The sequence below is a fragment of the Roseixanthobacter pseudopolyaromaticivorans genome (assembly GCF_043195145.2).
Classification (GTDB): Bacteria; Pseudomonadota; Alphaproteobacteria; order Rhizobiales; family Xanthobacteraceae; genus NCEH01.
The window spans coordinates 1,637,598-1,661,540 of record NZ_CM195539.1; the positions used below are offsets into that span (position 1 = coordinate 1,637,598).

The 23,943-nt window shown below is 65.2% G+C and carries 26 protein-coding genes; 2 read left to right on the plus strand and 24 right to left on the minus strand.

Features of this window, described 5'->3' with window-relative positions; all coding sequences use genetic code 11:
- Positions 1-18: 18 nt before the first annotated feature.
- The 23 genes from V5F68_RS07910 to V5F68_RS08020 all read right to left on the minus strand — a co-directional run bounded on the left by V5F68_RS07910 (position 19) and on the right by V5F68_RS08020 (position 21,541).
- A complete protein-coding gene (locus V5F68_RS07910; protein ID WP_149577642.1) occupies positions 19-1,341 on the minus strand; it encodes a sigma-54-dependent transcriptional regulator in 1,323 nt (440 codons plus the stop codon).
- A complete protein-coding gene (locus tag V5F68_RS07915) occupies positions 1,331-2,782 on the minus strand; it encodes a sensor histidine kinase (RefSeq protein WP_149577641.1) in 1,452 nt (483 codons plus the stop codon). The genes V5F68_RS07910 and V5F68_RS07915 overlap by 11 nt, the downstream gene beginning before the upstream one ends.
- Before the next feature lie 5 nt (positions 2,783-2,787).
- Entirely contained in the window at positions 2,788-3,663 is an 876-nt protein-coding gene (locus tag V5F68_RS07920; RefSeq protein ID WP_149577640.1) for a substrate-binding domain-containing protein, read from the minus strand.
- A 232-nt stretch (positions 3,664-3,895) separates the two neighbouring features.
- Positions 3,896-5,083 (minus strand): thiolase family protein, encoded by a 1,188-nt coding sequence (locus V5F68_RS07925; protein WP_149577639.1) that lies wholly within the window; start codon positions 5,081-5,083, stop codon positions 3,896-3,898.
- A gap of 67 nt (positions 5,084-5,150) precedes the next feature.
- On the minus strand, positions 5,151-5,567 hold the full coding sequence (locus V5F68_RS07930; protein WP_432445298.1) for an OsmC family protein: 417 nt from the start codon (positions 5,565-5,567) through the stop codon (positions 5,151-5,153).
- Positions 5,564-5,800 carry a thioredoxin family protein gene (locus V5F68_RS07935; protein WP_149577637.1) on the minus strand — a complete coding sequence of 79 codons (237 nt, stop codon included), beginning with the start codon at positions 5,798-5,800 and terminating at the stop codon, positions 5,564-5,566. Before V5F68_RS07935 ends, V5F68_RS07930 begins: the two co-directional genes overlap by 4 nt.
- Positions 5,801-5,819: 19 nt before the next feature.
- Entirely contained in the window at positions 5,820-6,884 is a 1,065-nt protein-coding gene (locus V5F68_RS07940; protein WP_149577636.1) for a permease, read from the minus strand.
- Positions 6,881-7,180, minus strand: a complete 300-nt coding sequence (locus tag V5F68_RS07945) for an ArsR/SmtB family transcription factor (RefSeq protein WP_149577635.1) — start codon at positions 7,178-7,180, stop codon at positions 6,881-6,883. Before V5F68_RS07945 ends, V5F68_RS07940 begins: the two co-directional genes overlap by 4 nt.
- A gap of 452 nt (positions 7,181-7,632) precedes the next feature.
- Positions 7,633-8,913, minus strand: coding sequence for a UxaA family hydrolase (locus tag V5F68_RS07950; RefSeq protein ID WP_394011820.1), 1,281 nt, complete (start codon positions 8,911-8,913; stop codon positions 7,633-7,635).
- Positions 8,914-8,921: 8 nt separating this feature from the next.
- The gene (locus V5F68_RS07955; RefSeq protein WP_394011822.1) at positions 8,922-9,242 is read right to left on the minus strand and encodes a UxaA family hydrolase; all 321 of its coding nucleotides are present in this window, start codon (positions 9,240-9,242) and stop codon (positions 8,922-8,924) included.
- A gap of 140 nt (positions 9,243-9,382) precedes the next feature.
- Entirely contained in the window at positions 9,383-10,381 is a 999-nt protein-coding gene (locus V5F68_RS07960) for an ABC transporter substrate-binding protein (RefSeq protein WP_394011824.1), read from the minus strand.
- Positions 10,382-10,441: 60 nt separating this feature from the next.
- Positions 10,442-12,076, minus strand: a complete 1,635-nt coding sequence (locus V5F68_RS07965) for a thiamine pyrophosphate-binding protein (RefSeq protein WP_394011826.1) — start codon at positions 12,074-12,076, stop codon at positions 10,442-10,444.
- Positions 12,077-12,113: 37 nt separating this feature from the next.
- On the minus strand, positions 12,114-13,844 hold the full coding sequence (locus tag V5F68_RS07970) for an L-aspartate oxidase (protein WP_394011828.1): 1,731 nt from the start codon (positions 13,842-13,844) through the stop codon (positions 12,114-12,116).
- A complete protein-coding gene (locus tag V5F68_RS07975) occupies positions 13,841-14,452 on the minus strand; it encodes a fumarate hydratase C-terminal domain-containing protein (protein WP_394011830.1) in 612 nt (203 codons plus the stop codon). Before V5F68_RS07975 ends, V5F68_RS07970 begins: the two co-directional genes overlap by 4 nt.
- 10 nt (positions 14,453-14,462) lie before the next feature.
- A complete protein-coding gene (locus V5F68_RS07980; RefSeq protein ID WP_394011832.1) occupies positions 14,463-15,335 on the minus strand; it encodes a fumarate hydratase in 873 nt (290 codons plus the stop codon).
- Between the two features lie 10 nt (positions 15,336-15,345).
- Positions 15,346-16,086, minus strand: a complete 741-nt coding sequence (locus V5F68_RS07985; protein WP_394011834.1) for a sulfite exporter TauE/SafE family protein — start codon at positions 16,084-16,086, stop codon at positions 15,346-15,348.
- Positions 16,083-16,442, minus strand: coding sequence for a succinate dehydrogenase, cytochrome b556 subunit (gene sdhC / locus V5F68_RS07990; RefSeq protein ID WP_394011836.1), 360 nt, complete (start codon positions 16,440-16,442; stop codon positions 16,083-16,085). Before sdhC ends, V5F68_RS07985 begins: the two co-directional genes overlap by 4 nt.
- Complete coding sequence (locus V5F68_RS07995) at positions 16,439-16,768, minus strand: succinate dehydrogenase/fumarate reductase transmembrane subunit (protein WP_394011838.1); 330 nt, start codon at positions 16,766-16,768, stop codon at positions 16,439-16,441. The genes sdhC and V5F68_RS07995 overlap by 4 nt, the downstream gene beginning before the upstream one ends.
- On the minus strand, positions 16,765-17,514 hold the full coding sequence (locus V5F68_RS08000; RefSeq protein ID WP_394011840.1) for a succinate dehydrogenase/fumarate reductase iron-sulfur subunit: 750 nt from the start codon (positions 17,512-17,514) through the stop codon (positions 16,765-16,767). Before V5F68_RS08000 ends, V5F68_RS07995 begins: the two co-directional genes overlap by 4 nt.
- Positions 17,515-17,578: 64 nt before the next feature.
- The gene (locus tag V5F68_RS08005) at positions 17,579-18,586 is read right to left on the minus strand and encodes an ABC transporter substrate-binding protein (RefSeq protein ID WP_394011842.1); all 1,008 of its coding nucleotides are present in this window, start codon (positions 18,584-18,586) and stop codon (positions 17,579-17,581) included.
- Between the two features lie 96 nt (positions 18,587-18,682).
- Positions 18,683-19,492, minus strand: a complete 810-nt coding sequence (locus V5F68_RS08010) for an ABC transporter permease (RefSeq protein ID WP_394012596.1) — start codon at positions 19,490-19,492, stop codon at positions 18,683-18,685.
- A 73-nt stretch (positions 19,493-19,565) separates the two neighbouring features.
- On the minus strand, positions 19,566-20,336 hold the full coding sequence (locus V5F68_RS08015; RefSeq protein ID WP_394011844.1) for an ABC transporter ATP-binding protein: 771 nt from the start codon (positions 20,334-20,336) through the stop codon (positions 19,566-19,568).
- 434 nt (positions 20,337-20,770) lie between these two features.
- Positions 20,771-21,541 (minus strand): GntR family transcriptional regulator, encoded by a 771-nt coding sequence (locus tag V5F68_RS08020; RefSeq protein WP_394011846.1) that lies wholly within the window; start codon positions 21,539-21,541, stop codon positions 20,771-20,773.
- Between the two features lie 177 nt (positions 21,542-21,718).
- On the opposite strand from V5F68_RS08020, the gene V5F68_RS08025 reads away from it, so the two are divergent.
- Entirely contained in the window at positions 21,719-22,651 is a 933-nt protein-coding gene (locus V5F68_RS08025) for a hydroxyacid dehydrogenase (RefSeq protein ID WP_394011848.1), read from the plus strand.
- Positions 22,648-23,682 carry an Ldh family oxidoreductase gene (locus tag V5F68_RS08030; RefSeq protein WP_394011850.1) on the plus strand — a complete coding sequence of 345 codons (1,035 nt, stop codon included), beginning with the start codon at positions 22,648-22,650 and terminating at the stop codon, positions 23,680-23,682. The genes V5F68_RS08025 and V5F68_RS08030 overlap by 4 nt, the downstream gene beginning before the upstream one ends.
- 72 nt (positions 23,683-23,754) lie before the next feature.
- Here the strand turns inward: V5F68_RS08030 and V5F68_RS08035 are convergent, their stop codons facing one another.
- A complete protein-coding gene (locus V5F68_RS08035) occupies positions 23,755-23,937 on the minus strand; it encodes a hypothetical protein (protein ID WP_394011852.1) in 183 nt (60 codons plus the stop codon).
- Between the last annotated feature and the right edge of the window lie 6 nt (positions 23,938-23,943).

The window sequence follows — 23,943 nt, forward strand, 5'->3', positions numbered from 1 at the left end:
GGAAACCCGAACGCGCCGTCAGCCGTCGCTACCCAAACCGAGGCGGCGCATCTTCTCCCACAGGGTGGTGCGCCCAACGCCGAGGAGCCGGGCGGCGGCGGAGAGTTCGCCCGCGGTCGCGGACAGCGCCCGGAGGATGTGACGCTTCTCCGCCTCCTGGCGCGCGGATTCCAGTGAGCCGATCCGTAGGCCGGCGTCAGCGCCTTCGCGAACGATCTCGGGAAAGAGATCCCCGGGCATCAGCCAGGGGCCCAAGGCAAGAGCGACCGCACGCTCCATCCGGTTCCGCAGCTCCCGCACATTCCCGGGCCAAGGATGCTGCATCGCGGCCTCCTCGGCGAGGGCGCTGATCCCTTTCAGGTTGGTCTCGGTGTCCGCGCTATATTCCGTAAAGAAGCGCTCCATGAGCCATGGGATGTCATCGGGGCGCTCCCGCAGAGATGGCAGGCGAATGCTGACCGCGTTGATGCGGTAAAGGAGATCCTCGCGGAATTGTCGCTCGACAACTCGCAGCGCCAGATCGGCGTTGGTGGCCGTCACGATACGGCCGCCGAAGGCGATCTCGCGCTCACCGCCGACCCTCTGAAACGTCTTGCTCTCGATCAGCCGCAGGAGTTTTGCCTGCAACTCCGGACGCAATTCCCCGATCTCGTCGAGAAACAGCGTGCCGTCGCCGGCGCGCTCCACATAGCCGAGATGGCGCTGCGCGGCACCGGTGAACGCGCCTCGCTCGTGGCCGAACAGCTCGCTTTCCATCAAGTCGGCGGGAATGGCGGCGCAGTTGACCGCGATAAACGGCGCGGTCGCGTGCCGCGATTGCGCATGGATGAAGCGGGCGGCTACATCCTTACCTGTCCCTGTCTCCCCCGTGATGAGCAGATTGGAGGACAGGCGAGCCATCCTGCACAACAGAGCCTCCACCTGCCGGATGGCGGGTGAGACGCCCAACGTGCCGCCTTCCGTGGTTCCATGCGGCATCAGCAAGTCGGTGAGCCGCGCCAGGAAGTCCTCCATCTCGAAGGGCTTGGTGACGTAGTCCGCCGCGCCGGACCGCATCAGGCGCACCGCTTGGTCGATGTCGCCATGGCCGGTCACGAACAGGAAAGGCGGCGTCCGAGGCACGTGCGCCGCTTCCCGGAACACAGCCTCCCCATCGAGATCCGGAAGGCGGATGTCGCATACGATAGCCTCGAAGCGAATCTTCCGGATATCCGCCACCGCTGCGCAGCCGGTCCGCCACCAATGCACCCTCATTCCCTCCAGGCCGAGCCGCTGCGCGAGGCTCTCGCCCATGATGGGATCGTCCTCCACGAGGCCGATGACGGGAGGCTCATGCGACATGGGCGAGCTCCATTGGGGCGATGAAAGGGAAGAGAAGACGGATCCGCGTTCCCCCCGTTTCAGGCCGCTCGACCTCGGCCGAGGCACCGAGGTCGTCCAGGATGCGCCGGGTGGTCCACAAGCCGAGGCCGCCGCCCCAGGGTGGGCCACCCGTTTCCCCGCCAGCCGCAAGAAGGCACCCCGCAGGCTCGGGCAGGCCGCTGCCTCGATCCGACACGATTACATGCAGGGCCGTCGGCGTGAGCGACGCATCCACCGCCACTTCGCTTCCCGGCGGGGCGGCGGAAACCGCATTCAGCAGCAGGTTCAGCACGGCCTGGCGCACCGGGGTGCTGGGCAGAGGAAGCAACACGTCGACGGGACCGGAGAACCTCAGATCGACACCCTTCCGGCGCGCCGCGGGGGCAATCAGTAGCTGCAGGTCCTCGAAATCGGCCATGGCGAGGGGTCGCGGCGCCTGCTCCGGCCGATACAAAGCGAGGGTGGTGCGCACCACGTCGCGGATACCGACGAGGCCTCGTTCGAGAAGGCCGAGGGACGATTTTCGGACCGCCGCATGGTGTCCATGGGTCTTCAGCGTCGCCAGCGCGTTAAAAAGGCCGCCCAGCGGGTTGTTGATCTCGTGGGCGAGCGCCGAGGTGAGCCGCCCGAGGCTGCCGAGCCGATGCTCGTCCGCCAATTGTCGGGCTAGGTCCTCCCGCTCGTACATGGACCGGACCAGCGCATTGTAGGCTAGGAACAGGCGGGCGAATTCAGCGCCGTTGCGCGCGACCGCCTCCGGGGGAACGGGCGTCGCCCGCCCTTCGCTCGCAGCGCCCAGATAGCGCGAGAGCGTGCGCACCGGCGCCATCATGCGGGCGACGAGCAACCAGCCGGCCACGGCGAGCAGCAGCGTGACCATCCCGTTCGTGGCCGCGAGCGCGAGGACGACGTCGCGCCGCTCCAAAGCCAGATGGCTGGTGTCGAAAGTGGCGTGGATGATTCCGACGATGCGTCCAGGATAGGAAAGCACGCGCGTCGCGGTGGCGGATCTGGCGCCCGCCTCGAATCTGAAATCCCGGCCGGTTGCGAGCGGAGCGAGATCGGACGGGAGACGCACCCCAATGGGGAAGCGACGGGGATCGGACGCCGCGATCACGAGGCCCTCCGCGTCGGTGATCACGGCGCTCAACGGATGCAGGCTCTTGTTGAGGGCCTGTGCCCGCATGATGGCGTCATAAACTTCCCAGACATCGTCTCTTAGGATCGCGGGTGCGACCGCGGAGGAGAGGCTGTCCAGATAGGTCTGCGCCAAGGCGCGCAACTGGCGCTCCTGCGTCTCCCCCAGCCGGCTCAGCACGCGCTCGGAGAGTGCAAGCCCCACCAGCACCATGAGCGCCGCAACCGCTAGGGGCACCTTGAGGGTGACGGGCCACTGGCGGGGGTCAAGGCGCGCGATCATGGGCGTCACCCGGTGCCCGCGACGAGCGCCGCCTTTGCGGCGATGGGGTCGAAGAGGCTCGCCTCCTGCGGCGCGAAACCATCGAGCCGCAGCATGGCGAGCACCGCCTTGCCATCCTCGTCCTCGTTCATGCGCGCAAGCGCCTCCGTCAGCGCGGCGAGCGCCTGCGGGTCTGGCGGATGGCGCGGGGCAGCGATGGGCGGGAAGCCGAGCCATTCGGACCGGCGCAGGATGGCGACGCGCGACGTCAGCTCCGGCTCGATCTCCCGCATAACGTCCAGGACGTAGCCGTCCACGGAACCGGATTGGGCGAGGCCCGAGGCCACGGCACGGATCACGTTGCGATGGCCGTAGGTGAAGAAGGTGCGGGCGAAGAAGGACGGGGGCTTCAGGCCGTGCTCCGCGAGAAGCGCGCGGGTGACGAGGAAGCCGGAATTGGAATCGGGGTCCGAGAAGGCGTGGATATCGCCCTTGAGGTCCTGGAAGTCCCGTGCGTCACGGTCCCGGTCGACGATGAGGCAGGACTGATAGAGCGGCTGCCCGCGCCACAGCGGAACCGCGACCAGCTGGAGCGCGTCACGATGGGCGACGAACGGATAGCCGCAGATCCACGCGGCATCGAGCTGACCCGAGACCAGCAGCGCGGTGATCTCCTGATAGGTCCGCCGGCTGACGAGTTCGACCGGTAAGCCGGTGGCCCGCCGCAGGTAAATCTGAAGCCGGCCGAGCAGTTCGAGGTCGGAGGTCAGGAAGACGGGGGTCAGGCCAAAACGGATGATGCCGGCCGAGGCGCGCGCCAACAGGGGCACGAGCGTCGCGCCGACCATGGAAGCAGCGGCAGCAAGGACCGCCCTGCGGTCGATGCGCGAACCGGCGCCCATTTGCTAGGGCCTCCCGCTTTGTAATTCTTCTTAAATCGAAGAATAACGCGGATGGCCTGAAAGGCAAACGGGCATCCGTGTCGGCGTGAGAAACGACAATTTGCGCAGTGCCCCCGCCAGGAGGCTTGTTCTTCTGCCGTGGAATCAATTGGCGGCGCGAGGGCCACTTTCAAAGAACCCGCGCGGGATCGCGGCCGAAGCCGGCAGCCCGCACGGGCGTCTGACCTGCCTGTCAGGCCAGTGTTTCGATCGCCAGCGCGATGCCCTGGCCGCCGCCGATGCAGAGGGTAACGATGCCACGCTTGAGGCCGTCGCGCCGCATCGAATGGATGAGCCGCGTGGTCAGGATCGCCCCGCTCGCGCCGATGGGATGGCCATGGGCGATGGCCCCGCCTTCAACATTGACGACCTCTTCGGCAAGGCCGAGCTCGCGGGTAACGGCGAGGGCGATCGCCGCGAAGGCCTCGTTGATTTCCACCCGCTCGACCTCCGCGATCGTCCAGCCCGCACGCCCCAGCGCCTGGCGCACGGCTGGTACCGGACCGATGCCGAACATGCCTGGCTCCACCGCGCCGACGCCGAAGGCGACGAGCCGCGCCAGCGGCTCAAGGCCGTTCGCCGCGGCGAAATCGCGTTCGGCGAGGATCATCGCCGCGGCGCCGGTATTGAGACCGGGCGCGTTTCCGGCGGTGATGGTGCCGTCCTTACGGAAGGCCGGCTTCAGCTTGGTGAGGGATTCGATCGTGGTGTCCGGCCGATTGTGCTCGTCGCGAGCGAAGATCTCCGGCCCCTTGCGGCCCTTGATTTCGACACCGACGATCTCGGCATCGAATTTTCCGGCGGCCTGCGCCTGGGAAAAGCGCTGTTGCGAGCGCGCCGCCCAACGGTCCTGATCCTCGCGGGAGACACCACATTTGGTCACGAGGTCTTCGGTGTGCCAACCGGAATGCTCGCCCGAGAAGGCGTCGTTCAAGCCGTCGCGCAGCATGGAATCGTAGATCTGCGCATCGCCCATGCGATAGCCCCAGCGCCCGCCGCTCATGAGGTAGGGCGCGGCGTCCATGTTCTCCATGCCGCCGGCGATCGCCGCATCGGCGAAGCCCAGCCAGATCTCCTGGGCGACCGAGGCAACGGCCTGGGCGCCGGAGCCGCAGACCCGGTTCACAGTCATGGCCGGCACCTCCACCGGTACGCCGCCATGGACGGCCGCCTGGCGGGCGGGGTTCATCTTGTTGCCGGCCTGGACCACATTGCCCATGATGAGGCTCGACAGCTTGGCTGCATCGAGGCCCGAGCGACGGAGCGTCTCGCGCACGACTGTCGCACCCAGCTCGGTCGCGGGGACCGCCTTCAGAGCGCCATTATAAGTGCCGATCGCCGTGCGCACCGGCGCGCAGATGACCACGTCTCGTTTCGTCATGGACTTGGCCTTTCATGGATAACGACAGATCGCATTCGCGCGGGTGCGCGCAGCGCCTTGATGCGCCTCATGCCTTCCTTCGGATCGTCCCGTCCAATCGGGTCGCTTCCGCCACGGTGTTCGAAATCGTGCCGTACTTGCGGACGTTGGTGTGGAGCAAAGCCAGGCGCTGCTCCGTCTCGTCCGTATCGATGATCAGCTCGTAATCCACCGAGATGATCTTCGGCGGCGCGTCCTGCCGAACGGCGTGGAGCGTGACATCCACCCCGCGCAGCTCGAAATTCAGCATCGGGGTCACCCGCTCGATGCCCTTGATCATGCAGGCCGCGATGGCGGCAAGGAACAGTTCCGCCGGGTTGAAAGCATCGGCGCGCCCGCCAATGTCGGTGTCGAGGGTGATCTCGGCCTCTTTGGTGCGGGCGAGGCTGCCGTGTACGTCGATGCGCGACGCGTGAACCTTGTATTCCAGCATGGCGGCGCTCACGCCGCGAGCCAGCGGGCGAGATCGTCCGGCTTCGGCAGGCCGCCGGCGTGCACCACCTTGCCGTCGATGACGATGCCCGGCGTCGAGGCGATGCCGTATCCGGCGATCACCGCATAGTCGGTGACCTTTTCCACCGTGACGTCGAGCCCGAGCTTGGCCGCCTCATCCCGCACCATCTGCGCCGTTGCCTCGCAGCGAGAGCAGCCGGGGCCCAGCACCTTCACGTCTTTCATGGCTTTTGCCTTTCTTGTTTTAAGAAAACAGCGCGTTGAACAGGAAGCCCACGGCGAGGATGCCGATGCCGACCACGCCCACAAACACGGCAATCAGCTTGAGGCTTAGGACTTTGCGCAGGATGATCATTTCCGGCAGCGACAGGGCGATGACCGCCATCATGAAGGCGAGCACGGTGCCCAGCGCTGCCCCCTTCGCCAGCAGGGCCTCGACCACCGGGATGATGCCCGCGGCATTGGAATACATGGGAATGCCCAGCAGCACCGCAGCCGGAACCGACCACCACGCATCCCGCCCCATGATGGAGGCGAGGAGATCTTCCGGCACATAGCCGTGGATGAAGGCGCCCGCTGCGATGCCGGCGATGATCCACATCCAGACCTTGCCGACGATGTCGCGCACCGCGTCGAGGCCGGCCCTGATGCGATCCACCAGCGTCATACCGTTTGGCGGCAGCTCGACCGGACTGGCACGCACGTTGCGCACCCAGTCTTCCAGCCAGCCCTCCAGGTGCAGGCGTCCGATGACCCAGCCGGCGATAATGGCGATGGAGAGGCCGAATGCCAGATAGGTGAGCGCCACCTTCCAGCCGACCAGCGCGAACAGGAGGCCCAGCGCCACCTCGTTGACCATGGGCGCGGCGATGAGGAAGGAGAAGGTGACGCCCAGGGGCACCCCGGCGGAGACGAAGCCGACGAACAGCGGCACCGCCGAGCAGGAGCAGAAGGGCGTGACGATGCCGAGGCCGGCGGCCGCAATGTTGCCGAGCCCCTCGCGTTTTCCAGCGAGCAGGGCGCGGGTGCGCTCGGCGGAGAAGAAGCTGCGCACCACGCCCATGGCGAAGACCACCAGCGTCAGCAGCATCAGCACCTTGGGCGTGTCGTAGATGAAGAACGCGACCGCTTCAGCGAGATGGCTGCCTTGCTCCACCGGCAGGCGGGCCACTAGCCATTGGGAGAACGGCGCGAGCTGGGCATAGACCACGAACCAGAGGGCGATCGCCGCGGCCGTCACCGCCGCCCAGGTCAGTGACGATGCATCCCTCGGTGGCTTGCGCCCGGTCAATGACAGGTCGGCGCTCATGCGGCTCTCCTGTTCGATGAAGCGTCCAGGGTGGTGAGGACAGCATTGATGATGGTTGCCTGCTCGGCCGGCAGTTCGGGATTGCGACGGTAGCGCACCCATTGGGCGTCCCGCCGATCCACCACGACGCCAGCCTGCTTGAGCACCGCCATATGGCGCGACATGCGGGATTGGGTGACGCCGAGGACGCGCACGAGTTCGCAGACGCAATGCTCGTGCCCATCCCACAGGAGGTGGACCGCCGCGAGGCGGGTGGGTTCGGCCAGGGCCGACAGAAGGGTGAGGGCGGACTGCATACGCTTCTTTTACTTTAATGCGCATATGCGTTCAAGCGCATTTTATAATTAGCTTGTCACTGGGAACGCAGGGCTTCTCGAAATCAGGGGGAATTGAACCCTCACCCTCGACCTCGGAGCGGATATCTATGCTGCGGCTCGAAATAGCAATTTGAGATGGTTGCGTGCCCCCGCAACCATCTCAAATTGCGATACCAAATCGCGCAAATCAGCCGCCCCCACCGGGCGGCTTTTTTGCGTTCGCAAGTTCTGATCAGAGCAGGTCCCCGCAACCAGCGTGCTTATATGAAAGCGGCTCTGCTTGGTGATCCAAGCAGAGCCGCTTTCATTTTATGCGTACGGAGACGACGGTATCGCCTTCGCGGCGTTCGCCTATTCGTCCCAACCGCGCATTTTCAATTTGATACGGAACGGGAGACGGGCAGCGCGAGAGCCGCCCGTCCTTTGAGCGTTCAGGCGCTGCGATAGAGCTTCGTCATGACGAATTCGCGGTGGCCGAGGGATTCGGCTGCCGTGAGCCGACCGTTGGCGGTACGCACGATCATGTCGATGAGCGCATCGCCGGCCTGCGGGATCGTCATGTCGCGACGCAGGACGCCGGAAACGTCGACGTCGATATGCTCACCCATCGTGCGGACGGTGCGCGGGTTGCCGGAGATCTTGATGACCGGAATGATCGGGTTGCCGATCACATTGCCCTGCCCGGTGGGGAAGGTGTGAACGACATAACCGGCCGCGGCCATCAGGGTCACGCATTCGGCGGCGGCGGAGGACGTATCCATGAAATAGAGGCCGGGTCCCTTGGCGGGGGCCTCTGCCGGCTCGAGCGCATCGATATAGGTGCACTCGTGGCCGATCTTCTCGAGGTTTCCGAGGGCCTTTTCTTCGATCGTCGTCAGGCCGCCGGCGATATTGCCCTTGGTGGGCTGGCTGTCTGACAAATCGTCCGTCTTGTGGGCTTCGATGACGTCGTCCTGATAGGACTTCCACATCTTGTACCACTTGTCGGCAATTTCCGGAGAGGCCGCGCGATCCTTGCAGAGGTGCTCGGCGCCGGTGATCTCGGAGGTTTCGCCGAACACGCCGTAGATGCCGTGCGGGATCAACTTGTCGTACATGTTGCCGACGGTGGGGCAGGAGGACAGACCCGTCGTCGTGTCGGATTCACCGCATTTGGTGGAGATCCAAAGGTCGGTGATCGGGCATTCCTCGCGCTGGAGCTCGGTCGCCCATTGCAGGAAGCGCTTGGCCTGATAGCTGGCCTTGGCGACGGTCGCGATATCGCCATGGCCCTCGATGCCGAAGCCCACGACCGGCTTGCCGGTCTTGGCGATGCCCTGGACGACGCGGTTGGTCCACTGGTCCTCGATCCCGATAACGATGACCGCGGCCACGTTCGGGTTGGAGCCGATCCCGATGAGGGTGCGGAAATGGATTTCCAGATCCTCGCCGAACTGCAGCCGCCCGTACGCATGCGGCAGCGCCAGCGTGCCCTTTACATTGTTCGCCACGGCCTCGCAGGCCGCGTTCGAAAGATCGTCGAGCGGCAGGATGACCACGTGGTTGCGTACGCCGACGCGGCCGTTCTCGCGGCGCCAGCCCATGATCGTGGCATTCGCGTAGTCGCTGGAAGCGCGCTCCGCCGAAAGGGCGGGGGTGACGAACTGGTCCGGCGCGCTGCCGGCGAACGGGTTCGTCGGGCTTTCGCCGTTGATCGTGATGTTCTCGGACATGTTCGGCCTCACCAGCGCTTCGTCTTGGCATTGTGGACGTGGACGTGCTCGCCCTTGGCGATGTCGGCGACGATCCGGCCGACATCTTGTCCGTACTTGATCAAGGTATCGCCGGACTTCAGATCCACGAGCGCCACCTTGTGGCCGATGGGGATGTCGCTTTTCACGAACACCTCAAAGGTGGAATTGTCTTCCGTGATGACGCCGAAGGCCTGCGTATTGGCGCTGAGCCCCTCGACCACCGCGACCGCCACATTGTCCTTTGGGCTATGGGCGAGGACGTGCGGGATGCCGTCGCCATTGCCTCGCGTTTCTTGATTCGCGCTCATTTTCTTGAGGTCCTCCTATGCCGGCCCGGGGTCCCAGGGCTCGCCCTGCCTTCCCATGTCTTTTATAAGACATAAGATATGATAAAAGGTCAATTGCCTTTATGCGCTCAAGCCGCGCGTGGCTGCTTAGGCGCGAAAAATCAGTTCCCCGCCTTGTCGTGCATGTTGACGAAGAACAGTTCTTTCCAGCTCTCCGCGCGACGGCGGATGGCCTTCGTGCGCGCCATGAAGTCGATATATTGCTGGATGCTCTGTGGCGTCGTGGTGAAGGTCACCTGGGGATCCGTGAGGATCTGTTGAATGAGGGCGAGGTCGCTCGCATCCTTGGTGAGGCGCACATAGGTGGCGGCAGCGGCCGGCTTGTCGGCGTTTATGATGCCGATCGCCTTGTCCAGGGCGGCAGTGAAAGCCTCGTAGATCTTCGGATTCTGTTCAACGAAGGAGGAGGCGGCCCAAACGACATTGAAGGTGGAGGGGCCGCCCAGGATATCGAACGTATTCAGCACGGTGTGCACGCCCGGCCGCTTCAGCTCCAGCTCCTGAATCGGGGCTGCCGTGAAATGAGCCGTCACCTGGCCGGCGAACATGGCGGCCATGCCGTCGGGGTGGGACAGTGTGACGGTGAGCTTGTCGAGATCGTTGCGATGGGCCTCGCCCAATTCCTTTTCCGCAGCCATCTGCAGGAACATGGCCTGAACCGAAACCTTCACCGCCGGCAGGGCGATCTTGTCGGCATCGGTGAAGTCCCGCAAAGACTTGATGTTTGGATTGGTCGTGTTCATCAGAAGCGGCATGGAGTTCATCGCCGCCACGCCTTTTACCTGCATCTTGGTGCCTTCGGTCTTCGACCACAGAAGCACCAAAGGCGGCACTCCGCCGGCCGCGAACTGGATGGCGCCGGAGAGCAGCGCGTCGTTCATGGCGGCACCGCCGGCGAGCGTCGAATAACCCACCTTGAGATCGGGAATGCCGCGCGCGGCGGCTTCCCTTTCCACCAGCTTCTGGTCCTCCATGATCATCAGCGGCAGATGGCCGAGGCTCGGCTGCCGGGCGATGCGAATCTCCGTCATCTCCGCCGATGCTGCGCCCATGCCTGCCAGCAGGATCGCGGCGGCCAAGATCCCTCGTGTTTCGAACATGCGTGTCACTCCCCTTGCTTATTGGTCTTGATGGGTACGTGCGCGCTGCGGACCGTGCGTCTATCCGGGCGCTGCGCGGCGAATGACAGGCGCGGGCACGCTCTCGATCATCACGTTGATGCAGGAGGGCCTTCCGCTCGCGAGCGCCCGTTCGAGCGCATCGGGCAAGTCGTCCGCGTGGGTCACGCAGGCGCCGAAGCCACCGAGTGCGGCGACCACCTGGTCATATCGGGTCGGCAGCAGATCGCAGTGGCGGGCGCGCTCGGCTCCGAAGCTGCGAAGCTGGATTTGATGCTCGGCGTTCCATCGGGCATCGTTTCCGACGACCGCGATGATCGGCAAGCCATAGCGCACAGCGGTATCGAACTCCGCCATGTGAAAGCCGAATGTTCCATCGCCCAGGATCGCCACCACCGGCGCCTGCGGAACGAGCGCCTTGGCAGCGACGGCGAACGGGACGGAGACCCCGATTGTACCGGAGACCCCGTTAACCAGCCGCCGCTCCGTCTTGATCAGGGCCTGTGGCCATTGGCCGATCTCGCCACCGTCGCAGATCAGGGTGCCGCCGGGGTGCCGGTCGAGAAAGGCGCCGACCGCGCGGCACAATTCCACCGGGTGCACGCGGCCCGGCGCGCCGGTGGCGCTGTTCCAATCCTGGGGGATGTAGCGCAGCGCCTCCCGCACCTCGGCGAGCCATAATCCTTCCCGTTCCGCGCCGGCGAGCGCCGAGCCGAGGTCGGCCAAGGTGGGACGCGGGTCGGCGATGCCGGAGGCCAGCAGGCGCGGCCCCTTGTCCCGCGCGGCCCGGGCGATCAACTCGGCATCGGGGTCGAGGACGATGAAATTGCAGCGCTCCGACACGGCGGGCGCGTCGCCGAACTTCAAGGTGAAATCGAGCGCCTTGCCGACCAGGGCGATAATGTCCGCTTTGGCGAGAATCTCGGCAAAACTGCCAAGGCTCGGATCGTTGATGCCGCGCGGGCTTTCCATGCCGATCACCGGAATGCCGGTGGCCGTCTCCAGCGCCAGCATAGCGGCTCGGCCGGAGACGTCGCATAGCGCGGGCCCGCAGAGGATCAACGGTCGCTTCGCCTCGCGCAGCAGATCGGCCGCTTTCGCAAGCACAGCAGGCTCGGCATGGCGTGCAGGAATGGGTCCGGGGGAGGGCGGTGTGAAGGTCGTGGCGGTCACGCTTGCTTCCAGCAGGTCCACCGGCAGGCTGAGGTGCACCGGGCCCGGTCGTCCTTCCCGCGCGATGCGCACGGCGCGCGTCAGGTCGTCCGCGAGGCCCGCGGTGCTGGCGGCGGTCCAGGAGGCCTTGGTCATGGGACGGGCGATGTCGGCCTGCGCCATTTCCTGAAACGCGCCTCGGCCGAGTTCCTTCAGTCCGGCGTGCCCAGAAAGAAGGAGAACCGGGGATTCCGCGCCGAGCGCGGTGAACAAGGCCGCCGCGCCGTTCGAATGGCCCTGGCCACCGGTCACCAGGGCGACGCCGACCTCGCCCGTGAGGCGGCCCCAGGCGTCGGCCATATGCACGCAGGCCGCTTCTTGCCGCACGTGGATGATCTCGATCCCCGTCGACAGGAGCGCGTCGAACACGGGCATGATGTGATTGCCCGACAAGGTGAAGATGCGCGTGACGCCGAGGCTTTCGAGCGTCCGGGCGACGATGTCTGCCCCGCGAAGCGTGGTCATGTGGTGTTCCCGCAATGGAGAGGCGCGCGCGTTCGGCTTATGCCGCTTCGTCGAGCAGGGATTGCCCCGGGCGCACGCGCGTGAACGCGACGGGCTCGGTGGTGATGGAAAGGCTTTCGCCGTCGCGCCGCACCTTCGTGAAGCGCGAGGTCGCAAGGTCGGAGGTCTCGGGAAAATCCTCGCGGAAGTGCGCGCCGCGACTGTCGGTGCGCGCGAGCGCCGCGGCACAGATCGCCTGGCTCACCGCCACAAGGTTTTCCAGGTTCAGCCGGTCCATCCAGGTGAGATTGTAGCGCCGCTCGCTGTCGGGCGCGCCGCAGCGTGTGACCGCAGCCGCGAGATCCGTGAGGGCGGAACCCGCCCGCCCCAGGCCTTCGGCCGTGCGCAGGATGCCCACGTCGTTCCACATGGTGTCGTACAGCGCGGCGCGGATCGCCGGCAGGTCGCGCGAAGGCCGCCCCAGCGGCCCGAATGCGCGCTCCAGGCTGCGGGCCACCGCCGCGCTGTCCGCATCGGCCAGCGCGCTGCCGCGCACCACGGCGCGGGCCATCGCCTGGCCCGCCAGGCCCCCGAAGACGGTGGAATTGGCGACGCCGTTTCCACCCAGCCGGTTGGCGCCGTGCACGCCGCCGGTGTCCTCGCCGGCGGCATAGAGGCGGGGCATTTCGGTGCGGCAATCGCCGGCGAACTCCACGCCGCCCATCATGTAATGGGCGGTGGGGATCACCTCCACCCGGCCGCCGGCGAGATCGAAGCCGCAATCGGCACAACGTTCCACCATGCCCTTGAAATTCTTGGCGACTTTCTCTGGGCCAAGATGGCTCATCTGGATATGAACGCCGCCGTTTCGCGTTGCATAGCCATCGCGAATGCGGCGGATGATGGAGCGGCTCACCACGTCGCGCGTCGCGCGCTCGCCGCGCGGGTCGTAGAGGTGCATGAAGCGCTCGCCGGTGGAATCCAGTAGCCAGCCGCCCGCTCCACGCAGCCCCTCTTCCAGCACCGTCCCGGTCATGCGCGTGTCCTCGCCCGCCAGCAGGCCGGTGGGATGGAACTGCACCATCTCCATGTCGCGCAGCGGAAGACCTGCGCGCAGGGCCATGGCGAGGCCGTCGCAGGTCTTGTCGCCTGATGGGGTGTGATATTTGTACATGGTCGGCCCGCCGCCGGTGGCGAGCAGCGTTGCCCGCGCCCGCACGAACACGGGTTCGCCGGTGCGCATGTCCAGCATGACGACGCCCGCAAGGCCCGAGCCGTCGGCGGCCGGGATCAGGTCCAGCGCCCGGTGATCTTCCAGCCGCCGCACGTCCCGCCGCCACACCTGCTCGGACAAGCGGTTGATGATTTCGATGCCCGTCAGATCACCCTTGTGCACCGTGCGGTCGAACGTCTGTCCTGCGAAGGCCTTCTGGTGAACGCTGCCATCCGGATTGCGGTCGAAGAAGCAGCCGAGCTCGTTCTCAAGCTCGCGGATGCGCACCTGCGCTTCCGTGACGAGGGTCCAGGCCAGATCCTGATTGTTGAGCCACTTGCCGCCCTCGATGGTATCCATGAAATGGCGTTCGACGGAATCGCCGGGGGCGAGGGCGACATTGTAGCCGCCCTGCACCATGCGGGTGCAGCCGCATTTGCCGAGCAGGCCCTTCACTGCCACCGTCACCTCGAGGTCGGGGGCGATTTTCTTGGCATGAAGCGCGGCGAACAAGCCGGCGCCGCCCGCGCCGAGAATGAGAATGTCGGTTTCCACCATGCGCAGGGCGGGGGTCATTCGCTGGCTCCGATGCTGGCGAGCACCGCGTCGCGGCGCGCCGCGACCGCATCCTGGACATTGGCGAACAGCGAGCCGCCGTGGGAATCCATCCCCACCAGGAGGGGCCCGAAATCGCGGATGCGGAAGCGCCACAAGCTCTCGGGGTGCAGATCGTCCATGTCCACGTCCTCGATCTGCTCGATCCAGGTGGTTTCCAGGGCGGCGGCGCCACCGACGATGGCGAGATATGCGCCGCCCAACTCGCGGAACGCGTCCAGCGTCGCCGGCCCCATGCCGCCCTTGCCGATGATGAGGCGCACGCCTTCGCGTTCCATGAGCGGCTTGGTGAAGCGCTCCATGCGCATGGAGGTGGTGGTGCCGATGCAGAACGGCGTGTAGCCGGCGGGCGCCTCCGCCGAGACCGGAACCTTGTGCACGTTGGGCGCGGTGTGAATGACCGCATGGCCGTTGAGATCCATGCGGGTGCGGCGTCCACGGTCGAACATATGGATCAAGGTCGCGTCGCGGATACCGTAAAGGGTGCGCCGCAGGGTGACCGTGTCGCCGATCTTCAGGCTGCGCGCCGTATCGGCATCGATCGGCATGTCGAGGACATGATGGGTCATGGGGCGATCCTCAGCTGAAGGCGATGCCGCCGGGTGTCAGGGTTGCCAGGGCGCGCCGCGCCGAATGGCATTGGATGTTCACGGCCACGGGGTTCTGCGTGATGTGCGTCGCCGCCACTTCCACATGCACCGCGAAGCTAGTGGAGCGTCCGCCGAGGCCCTGCGGCCCGATGCCCAATTCGTTCACCGCCTGCGACAGTTCCGCCTCGATCTTCGCGCCTTCGGGATCCGAGCACACCGTGCGCAGGGGCCGCGTGGCGGCGATCTTGGCAAGGTGCATGCACAGGTCCGAGGTGCCGCCGAGCCCGACCCCGACGATGGTGGGCGGGCACACGCGGCCGCCCAGTTCCACCACCCGGTCGATGACGAAGCGCTTCGCCGCCTTGATGCCGTCGGAGGGCAACAGCATCTTGAGGAACGACCCGTTCTCCGAGCCTGAGCCCTTGGGGATCATCTCGATGCCCACGGTCTCCTCGCGGGTGTCGAAATCCACATGGATAATCGGCACGCGGATACCGCAGGAGTTCTGGTCGTTCTTGCGGGTGATGGGATGGACCACCGAGGAGCGCAGCGAATTTTCCTTCGTCGCCCGCTCGCAGCCGCGCCGGATCGCCGCCTTCAACTCGGCCCCGTCGAAGGTGACGTTTCGGCCGATGGTGACGTTGTAAATGGGAATGCCGGTGTCCTGGCAGAGGATGTTCTTGGTGCGCTCGGCGACCGCGATATTCTCCACCATGGTGCCGAGAATGGTCTTGCCCGTCGCGTCGGTCTCGGTCTGCACGAGGGTCTTGAAGCCGGCCTTGATATCCGGCGGCAGGATCTTGAGGGCCTGCACGTACAGTGCCGCGCAGACGTCCTCGACCTCTCTGATGTCCAACTCCATGGGATCACTCCTAAATCAGAAAAAGCACGCCCGAGGCGAGGATCATCGCGGCGAGCATCTGCTTGAAGCGCACCTCGTCGAGATGCCCGTAAATGCGCAGTCCCACGAAGGCGCCGATGCACAGCGGCGGAAGCGCGAGAAAGAAGAGAACGATGCCGTCCTGATCGATGGCGAACATGCCGACCAACGCCAGCGTGAGGATATGGGCGAACAGGATGAAGGGTTGGTAGACCCCCCGCGCGACCGGCTTCGGCCAGCCCCGCAGCTGCGTCCAGATGGTGGGCAGGACGCCGGAATAGCCGCCGAGTCCGCCCAATATTCCGCCGACGAAGCCAACCGCCGCATCCGCCGCCCGGCCGCCGCCTGAGACATGGGGCAGGCGCGGCGCGAGCAGGGCATAAATCCCGTAAAGCGCCATCCCCATTCCGAGCGCGAGCTTGAGGGAGGCGGAATCCACGCGCGTCAGCATCATGACGCCGATGGGAACGCCGATCAGCGCGCCCAGCAGGAATGGGGTGAGGCGCACTCCCTCTATCGATCGGCGGATCGGCCAGACCAGGGTGATGTGAAGAAGCGTGCCGCAGGCAACGATCAGCGCCGTGGTCTGGATGGGGTCGAGAGCGTGCAGCCAGATCGCCGAGGCCGCGATCGCGAAGGCAAAGCCCGCGCCGCCGGCCGCGAGCGCCCCGATGAAGGCGCCGGCCCACAGCACGGAAAGGGTGGCGAGGGGCACGCCGAACATCATCGTCATGCCCCGCTCAGCAGAAACGCGAGGCCGACCGCGGCCGCAGCGGCGCAACACGCCCCCACGAGCGCACCTGTGCGGGTGCGCAGGGACAGCCATTCTATGGCCAGCACACGCAGGCCGAGCGCCATGTGCAGCGCGAGCGCGCTCACCATGCCCCATTCGGCGATCCGCACGGGCCAGTAATGGGTGATCTGGAGGAACGATTCGAGCTTGTCCGCGCCGCCAAGAGCCGTGCCGAGGGCAATGAAATGCATCGGCAGGAAAACCGCCAGCGCGACCCCGGAGGCCCGGTGCAGGATAGCGGCCAGGAAGCCGGGTTTGCGACGGGAAGCGCGCAGATGCGTGTGGGTGATGCTCATGGCCGGTATACCGCGAACGCCGCCCGAAGGCCGAGCACGAGGATCAGCAGGCAGAACGCCACCATGGCGAGATCGAGCGAACGCCCACGCCAGGCGGTCCATTCGCGCAGCACGCTGCGCAGCCCGATGGGCGCGTGGATAGACGCGGCCACGACGAACAGCGCGTAGAACGCCAGGAACCAGCGGTTGCCGTTCGTGCGGGCGAGGATCTCGCCCGCCGACAACCCGCCGCGCACGGCATAGATCATCGTTGCCAGATGCACACTGACGGCCACCGCGAGGATGAGGGCGGTGGCGCGCTGGGCAAGGTAGAGCATGGGTGTCATCGTCCGCCTTTCCAGATCCGCTTCGCGGTGGCGCGCTTCAGGCCTGCGATGGAGAAGGTCGGTGCGAGGCCCTTGGGGCAGAATTCGGTGCAGCTCATGTGGCTGTGGCAGGAGTGACAGCCGGCATCGCCGGAGACCGCGGCAAGCCGCGCATCCTGCCCCCGGTCGCGCACGTCGTTGACCAGCGTCCAGGCGCGGTTGAGGGCGGCCGGGCCGAGATAATCCGGGTTCCACGAGACCACGTCGCAAGCGGAATAGCATACGCCGCAATTGATGCACTCGATGCCGGCATCCGCCTCCTGGCGTTCCGGCGCGCTGGGCGCCACGGGGATGAAATCCGCCGCCGGCTGCGCACCGGGCTCGAAATAGCCGTGGGCCTGCGTCCATTTCTCGAAGAACGGCTCCATCTCGACGGCCAGATCCTTGACCACCGGCAGGTTGCGTAGGGGCTCCAGGGTGAGCAGGCCGTTCTCCTCGACCTGCGCGACGCGGGTGCGGCATGTCCAGCGCGGGCGGCCGTTCACGATCATGGCGCAGGAGCCGCACATGCCCACACGGCACGCGAAACGATAGGCGAGGGTCGGGTCCTGCTCGCGCTGGATCTCTGTGACCACGTCGAGCACCGTCTGGTTGGCGCGCCGGGGCGTGGCGAAATCCTGGAATCCGCCCGCTTCTGCCCCGCGCCAGACGCGCACTGTGAGGTCCCCGTCGGGGAGCCCGGTTTCGGTGGAGGTTCGAGTGTTCATCGTTCTTCTTCGGTTCGAATGGGGGCCGCCGGGGGCGGCGGCCCGTTGCACCGGCGAACGGCGGTCAGCTACCTGAAGCGGTGTGAATGGGGGCGAAGAACAGATCGCGCCAGTCCTTCGCCTTCGCGGTCACCAGACCCGCGCGGTTCATGTAATCGAGATAGGTCATCATCTTCTGGGGCGTGGTCGTCCATTGGTTCTGCGGCGAGGTGATGAGCGCGACCGCCTCATCCTCCGACATCTTGGAGTTTTCCGCCTTAAGCCAGAGCGCCGCGATACCCTTCGGGTCGGCCTTGATGCGGGCCATGGCATCTTCCAGCGCCGCGAGGAACGCCTTCATCACCTTCGGGTTGGATTCAGCGAACTTGGTCGTGGTCCAGACGAGATTGAAGGTGTGTGGCCCGCCGAGCACGTCGTAACTGTCGAGCACCTTATGGGCGCGCGGGTCCTTCAACTCCAATTCCTGGAAGGGTGAGGAGCCGAAATGCGCGTTGATCTCCGAGCGCCCGCCCATCATCGCGACCTGTGCGTCGGGATGACCCATGGAGACCGTGAGCGGGTCCAGCTTGTTCTGCTGTCCCTCGCCGAAGGTCTTCTCCGCCGCCATCTGCAGGGTGACGGCCTGGATCGAGGTCTTCACCGTCGGCAGCGCGATCTTATCCTTGTCGGTGAAGTCCTTGATGGTCTTCACGTTGGGGTTCACCGTGACCAGGTAAAGCGGCATCGCGTTCAGAGCCGCGACACCTTTAACGCCGATGCTCTTCTGGGTGCGTCCCCAGATGGTCAGCATGGGACCGACGCCGCCGGCCGCGAAATCGAGATTGCCGGAGAGCAGGGCCTCATTCATGCCCGAGCCGCCGGTGAAGCGCAGCCATTCGGTCTTTACATCGAGGCCGAGGTCCTTGGCGTGCTTCTCGAGCAGCTTCTCTTCCTCCATCACCGTGAGCGGCAGGTAGGAAATGCCGAACTGCTTGGCGAGGCGTACCGTATCCACCTCGGCTGCGGCGGCTCCGGCCAGGCTCACCGCGAAGGCGGCGGCAAGGCCCAGCGTCTTCAGGAAGTCCTTGGTCATGCGTCCCTCCCATGCCGCGGCTTTGCGCAGCTTCTTGTGATTTGTTGGCGTCTTCAAAGCAGGTGACGCGGCGGGCATTGCCGCCGCGCCTGGGGTTCAGGCCTGCATGCCCCAGCGGGCGATGGTGCGCCGCTCGATGGTCTGGAAAATCAGGTTTTCCACCACGAGGCCGATGATGATGACCGTGAGAAGCCCCGCGAACACGTTCGGAATATCAAGCAGGTTCTTGTTTTCGAAGATGAACCAGCCGAGCCCGCCGGAGCCGGAGGAGACGCCGAACACGAGTTCCGCCGCGATCAGGGTACGCCAGGCGAAGGCCCAGCCGATCTTCAGGCCGGTCAGGATGCTTGGAAAAGCCGCCGGGATCAGGATTTTCCAGATGAAGCGCGGACCGCCGAGGCCATAATTACGTCCCACCATCTTCAGCGTCTTGCTCACGGAGAGGAAGCCGGAATGTGTGTTCAGGGCGATCGCCCAGGTGACCGAATGCACCAGAACGAACACGAGGCTTCCGTTTCCAAGGCCGAACCAGATCAACGCCAGCGGCAGCAGCGCGATGGCCGGCAGCGGGTTGAACATGGAGGTCATGGTTTCGAGAAAATCGGTGCCGATGCGTGAGGCGATGGCGACGGCCGTGAGCACGGCGGCGAGCACAATCCCGAGCGCGTAGCCTGCCAGCAGCACCTTGATCGAGGCCCAGGCGCGAGCCGGCAGTACGCCGTTCATCACATTGTGGTAGAAAGCGGTAATCGTGGCGCTGAATGTGGGGAACAAAAGATCGTTATTCAGGATGCGACCGTAAACTTCCCATATGATAGCCAGAACAATCAATATCATGATCTTACGCACGACCGAGATATTGTAGATCATCTCAATCGTTGAAAGAGGCTTCTCGACGATGGTCATCGTCGCGACGGGCTCTTCCTCCCGCACGATCTCGGGGCGCAGGGCGTGCACGTTCGAGAGGGCGTTCGCGGACTCACGCATCGGCCGTCTCCTTGATTTCGTCAGAAAACAGCATGTGCTGAATGCGCTTTTCGAGCTGGGCTGCGGCCGGGGATTCGGCGGCACTGTTCAGCTCGGCCTTGACCCGTCCGGGATGGGGCGAGAGCAGCAGGATGCGGTTGCCAATCTTGATCGCCTCGGCGATGGAATGGGTCACGAACAGCACCGTGAACTTGGTGTCCTCCCACAGCATCAGCAACTCGTCCTGCATCTTGCGGCGGGTCAGGGCATCAAGCGCCGCGAAGGGCTCGTCCATCAGCAGGATGTCCGGTTCCATGGCCATGCCGCGCGCGATCGCGACGCGCTGTTTCATGCCGCCGGAAAGCATGTGCGGATAGCTATCTGCGAATTTTGTGAGATTAACCTTGTCGATATAGTGCATCGCGCGCTCATCCGCTTCGCGGCCATGCAGACGACGCGAAGCTTCGAGCGCGAAAGCCACGTTTTGACGCACGGTTTTCCATGGAAGGAGCTGGTCGAATTCCTGAAATACCATCATGCGATCGGGCCCGGGGGCGCGGATCACATGCCCCTTGAGGCGCATTTCACCTTCCGTGGGCGACATATAGCCTCCCACCGCCTTGAGCAGAGTGGACTTGCCGCAGCCCGAGGGACCGAGAAGAATAAAGCGGTCGCCCTTCATCACGTTAAAGTCGACCCTATAGGTCGCTGTGATCAAAAGATGCGGGGTCTTATATTGCAGCGTTACGCCTTTGACCTCCAGAAGAGGTTCCTGCGTATCCATATTTGGACCTCCCTAGGAATAAGCAGCTTTTCTGCTTTATTCTTTTAATTCTGTGGCGCTCACGCAGAACATTGAAACTGGCGGGAGCGGAGTCGGTATGTCCTTCGGATCGTGTCGCTGAATCAGGTTTGCGATGATTATGGGGCAGGGCGGTGCGTCGGCCTCGGCATCAGGTCACCCTTTTCCCTCGTCGAACGGCAAAGCATGCGTGGCGATGGGTCTCTTTGGCGGACCCCTGCATGCTCTTTCGCCTATCGTCCATCAGACGCTAACGGAGCCTCCTGCAGATGTAAAGTGGTCTAATATCATTTATAAGACTTGAGGCGACGCAAGTCTGCGCTGTGATATGCCGCAATGGTTTGTGGCGGCTGGCTTTGCGATTGCGCGGGCAGGCGAGCACGACGCGGACGGGACGAAATCCGCCGGGCGCGCGTTCAGCTCAGTTCGGAAAGGTAGTGAAAACCTTCAGTGAGGCAGATGCTCACCCGCCACTCGACCGGCGTCTGTTCCAGGGACAGGGCAAGGCGATCGATCAGCAGAGCGGGCGTGCCTTCAGGAACACCGAGGGCCGCCGCATCATCCGCCGCAACGGCGATCGCCTTCAGCTTTTCCTGCGCCCGGCCGACGCCGATCCCGAATTTACTCGCATAGAGGCCATAGAGATTGTTCGGTATCGGCGCTTCGCCGAGGCTCGGAAACAGGCTCTCGGGTAAGGCGAGGTTCTCAACGATCAGCGGCGTTCCATCCAGCTTGCGGATGCGGCGGATGCGGATCACCCTGCCGTCTCTGGGAAGGCTGAGGGCCTCCCGTTCAGCGGCGTTTGCGCGCCCTCGGGCGGTGCTGACCACCTGGCTCTCGGGAAACCGGCGCTCCCCGTCATCGGCGACCAGCTTGAAAAACTGGAAGAGGATGCGGTCCTCGTCATGGCTCGCGACGAAGGTGCCGCGGCCCTGGCGGCGCACCACGAGGTTTTCGGCCGCCATCTCGTCCAGGGCCTTGCGCACCGTGCCCTGGCTTACGCCGAGCTCGGCGGCCAGCTGCATCTCGCTCGGCAAGGGTTGGCCGGGGGCCCACACCCGGTCCACGAGGCGACGAATAAGGGTCTCGCGCACCTGGCGATAAAGCGGCCGAAATCCAAGGCTTTCCGGTCTTTCCGCCGCGTCCGCGCTGGTGCCCCGTGCCATCCCGTTCCCGTCGATTCTCACATGATCCTCCATTTATGCATGAGGTTGGGGCCTCGCACCAGAGCCCGGGATGTATCGCTTTTATCTTGTGTCATCTGTCTTATATATAATAGCGTACGCCATCTTGTGCGCCAGCGCATCCAGGATCTGCCGCAACGGCGCCCTTCGATTGCTTCGCGGCTAAACCACGGACCTCTCATGCCCGAAATCCTCGTCACCGAATTCATGGACTCGGCCGCGCTCGATGCGCTGCGGGCAGATCACGATGTGCATTACGATCCCGCGCTCGTGGACAAGGTCGATGACCTCGAGCGGATGTCGCGGGGCGTGCGCGCGTTGATTGTGCGCAATCGCACCCAGGTGCGCGCGGGCCTGCTGGCCCATGCGCCGGACCTGCAGGTGGTGGGCCGGCTGGGCGTTGGGCTCGACAATATCGATGTGGAGGCTTGTCGTGCGCAGGGCATCGAGGTCTATCCGGCCACCGGCGCCAATGATGTGGCGGTCGCGGAATATGTGGTCTGCGGTGCGCTGATGTTGCTGCGTCGCGCGTATCACGCGAGCGCCGAGGTGGCTGCGGGCGCATGGCCGCGCACCCGCCTCATGGGTCGAGAGGTGAGCGGGAAGCGGCTCGGCCTCATCGGGTTTGGCGCCATCGCGCGGGAAACCGCCCAGCGCGCCCGTGCGCTCGGCATGGAGGTGGCGGCCTTTGATCCTTTCGTGGCCGCCGACGATCCCGCCTGGCGTGCGCTCGATGTGGCGCCCCAGGCCCTCGACGATCTGCTCGCGCAAAGCGACGCGATAAGCCTGCATGTGCCGCTGACGGCGCAGACCCGCAATCTCATAAATGCCGCCGCACTGGATCGGATGAAGGCCGGTGCGGTGCTGATCAATGCTGCGCGGGGCGGCGTGGTCGATGAGGCGGCGCTCGCCGCCGCGCTGAGGCGCGGCGCGATCGGCGGCGCCATGCTGGATGTCTTCGAGACCGAACCCCTTGGCGCGGGAAATTGCCTCTCCGACGTTCCGAACCTGATCCTCACGCCGCACATCGCCGGGGTCACCGAGGAATCGAACGTCCGGGTGAGCGCCCTTATCGCCACGAAAGTCAGCCAGTTCCTGAAAGGTCGGTCATGAACACCGCGACGATGAACTCCGCGACCAGTGCCTTGCTTTCCCTCGATGACGCCCGCGCGCTTGCCGCCGATGCGTTGATGGCGTCGCGCACCGGCGAAAACAACGCGCGGGTCACCGCCGCCGCTCTGGTGGCGGCGGAAGCCGACGGAATATCGAGCCATGGCCTCGCGCGCATGGCGGCTTATGCGCAACAGGCGATCTCGGGAAAGATCGACGGGTTTGCTGAACCCAGGCTGGAATGGACCGGGCCGGCGACCCTACGGGTCGACGCGGGAACCGGATTTGCTTTCCCAGCGATCGGCCAAGGGCTCGCCGCCGCCGCCCAACGCGCCAGGGACACCGGCGTGGTGGCGGTCGCGGTGCGTGCGTCCCATCATGCCGGCGTCATGGGGCATCATGTGGAATGGTTGGCGGACCAGGGGCTGGTGGGTCTTGCGTTTTCCAACTCGCCGGCGGGCATTGCCCCCTGGGGCGGTTCGCGGGGCGTTTTCGGCACCAACCCGATCGCCTTTGCCGTGCCGCGCGAAAAAGGGCCGGCGCTGGTCATCGACGCCTCGCTGAGTAAGGTCGCGCGCGGCAAGATCATGATCGCGGCTCAGAAGGGCACGCCGATTCCATCTGATTGGGCGCTGGATTCGCAGGGCCAGCCAACCAGCGACGCGAAGGCGGCGCTCGCGGGCACCATGCTGCCCATCGGCGATGCCAAGGGCGCGGCGCTGGTGCTGATGGTGGAAATCCTGGCCGCGGTGCTCACCGGCGGGCAGTTTGGATTCGAAGCCAGTTCTTTCTTCACGGCGGAAGGGCCAGCACCGCGCATCGGCCATCTCTTCCTGGCGCTGGACCCCGTGCGCCTTGGCGGCGTGGATATCTTGGCGAGGCTCGAGGTTCTGCTGGCGGCCATTCTCGGCCAAGAGGGAACCCGATTGCCTGGAGAGCGCCGAATCGCCGCCCGCCAAAAGGCGGCGCGCGATGGCATCCATGTGGAACCGGAGATATTGGCCGATCTCCTGCGGCGCGCCGGGAGAACCTGATCCGTCAAGTGGCCGAAGGCGCCCCGCAATTCACTGCATTTCAGTGGAGATTCCGCGCGACAGGCGCGGATCTCAGTCCGCGAGCGCCCAGCGGGAGAAAGCGAGGCCTTCCACCTCGAAGGCTTCGCGCTTGATCCGCAGGCCCACGGGGCTCTGCCGTCCGTCGCGCTTCATAGCCAGATCCAGCATTTCGCGTGCGCCATAGCTGAGCACGATGCGCTGACGCACCGCGTGTGCGTCCTCAATCTCAACCATATCCTC

What these genes read in the sequence shown, in the direction of transcription:
- sdhC (WP_394011836.1), bottom strand. Translation starts at nt 16,442, where the DNA reads ATGAGCATCACCCACACGCATCTGCGCGCTTCCCGTCGCAAACCCGGC.
- V5F68_RS08015 (WP_394011844.1), bottom strand. Translation starts at nt 20,336, where the DNA reads ATGGATACGCAGGAACCTCTTCTGGAGGTCAAAGGCGTAACGCTGCAA.
- V5F68_RS07975 (WP_394011830.1), bottom strand. Translation starts at nt 14,452, where the DNA reads ATGACCCATCATGTCCTCGACATGCCGATCGATGCCGATACGGCGCGC.
- V5F68_RS07940 (WP_149577636.1), bottom strand. Translation starts at nt 6,884, where the DNA reads ATGAGCGCCGACCTGTCATTGACCGGGCGCAAGCCACCGAGGGATGCA.
- V5F68_RS07910 (WP_149577642.1), bottom strand. Translation starts at nt 1,341, where the DNA reads ATGTCGCATGAGCCTCCCGTCATCGGCCTCGTGGAGGACGATCCCATC.
- V5F68_RS07985 (WP_394011834.1), bottom strand. Translation starts at nt 16,086, where the DNA reads ATGACGATGATGTTCGGCGTGCCCCTCGCCACCCTTTCCGTGCTGTGG.
- V5F68_RS07995 (WP_394011838.1), bottom strand. Translation starts at nt 16,768, where the DNA reads ATGACACCCATGCTCTACCTTGCCCAGCGCGCCACCGCCCTCATCCTC.
- V5F68_RS07925 (WP_149577639.1), bottom strand. Translation starts at nt 5,083, where the DNA reads ATGACGAAACGAGACGTGGTCATCTGCGCGCCGGTGCGCACGGCGATC.
- V5F68_RS08000 (WP_394011840.1), bottom strand. Translation starts at nt 17,514, where the DNA reads ATGAACACTCGAACCTCCACCGAAACCGGGCTCCCCGACGGGGACCTC.
- V5F68_RS07915 (WP_149577641.1), bottom strand. Translation starts at nt 2,782, where the DNA reads ATGATCGCGCGCCTTGACCCCCGCCAGTGGCCCGTCACCCTCAAGGTG.
- V5F68_RS08010 (WP_394012596.1), bottom strand. Translation starts at nt 19,492, where the DNA reads ATGACCATCGTCGAGAAGCCTCTTTCAACGATTGAGATGATCTACAAT.
- V5F68_RS07935 (WP_149577637.1), bottom strand. Translation starts at nt 5,800, where the DNA reads ATGAAAGACGTGAAGGTGCTGGGCCCCGGCTGCTCTCGCTGCGAGGCA.
- V5F68_RS08035 (WP_394011852.1), bottom strand. Translation starts at nt 23,937, where the DNA reads ATGGTTGAGATTGAGGACGCACACGCGGTGCGTCAGCGCATCGTGCTC.
- V5F68_RS07980 (WP_394011832.1), bottom strand. Translation starts at nt 15,335, where the DNA reads ATGGAGTTGGACATCAGAGAGGTCGAGGACGTCTGCGCGGCACTGTAC.
- V5F68_RS07965 (WP_394011826.1), bottom strand. Translation starts at nt 12,076, where the DNA reads ATGACCACGCTTCGCGGGGCAGACATCGTCGCCCGGACGCTCGAAAGC.
- V5F68_RS08030 (WP_394011850.1), top strand. Translation starts at nt 22,648, where the DNA reads ATGAACACCGCGACGATGAACTCCGCGACCAGTGCCTTGCTTTCCCTC.
- V5F68_RS07960 (WP_394011824.1), bottom strand. Translation starts at nt 10,381, where the DNA reads ATGTTCGAAACACGAGGGATCTTGGCCGCCGCGATCCTGCTGGCAGGC.
- V5F68_RS08025 (WP_394011848.1), top strand. Translation starts at nt 21,719, where the DNA reads ATGCCCGAAATCCTCGTCACCGAATTCATGGACTCGGCCGCGCTCGAT.
- V5F68_RS07955 (WP_394011822.1), bottom strand. Translation starts at nt 9,242, where the DNA reads ATGAGCGCGAATCAAGAAACGCGAGGCAATGGCGACGGCATCCCGCAC.
- V5F68_RS07945 (WP_149577635.1), bottom strand. Translation starts at nt 7,180, where the DNA reads ATGCAGTCCGCCCTCACCCTTCTGTCGGCCCTGGCCGAACCCACCCGC.
- V5F68_RS08005 (WP_394011842.1), bottom strand. Translation starts at nt 18,586, where the DNA reads ATGACCAAGGACTTCCTGAAGACGCTGGGCCTTGCCGCCGCCTTCGCG.
- V5F68_RS07950 (WP_394011820.1), bottom strand. Translation starts at nt 8,913, where the DNA reads ATGTCCGAGAACATCACGATCAACGGCGAAAGCCCGACGAACCCGTTC.
- V5F68_RS07970 (WP_394011828.1), bottom strand. Translation starts at nt 13,844, where the DNA reads ATGACCCCCGCCCTGCGCATGGTGGAAACCGACATTCTCATTCTCGGC.
- V5F68_RS07920 (WP_149577640.1), bottom strand. Translation starts at nt 3,663, where the DNA reads ATGGGCGCCGGTTCGCGCATCGACCGCAGGGCGGTCCTTGCTGCCGCT.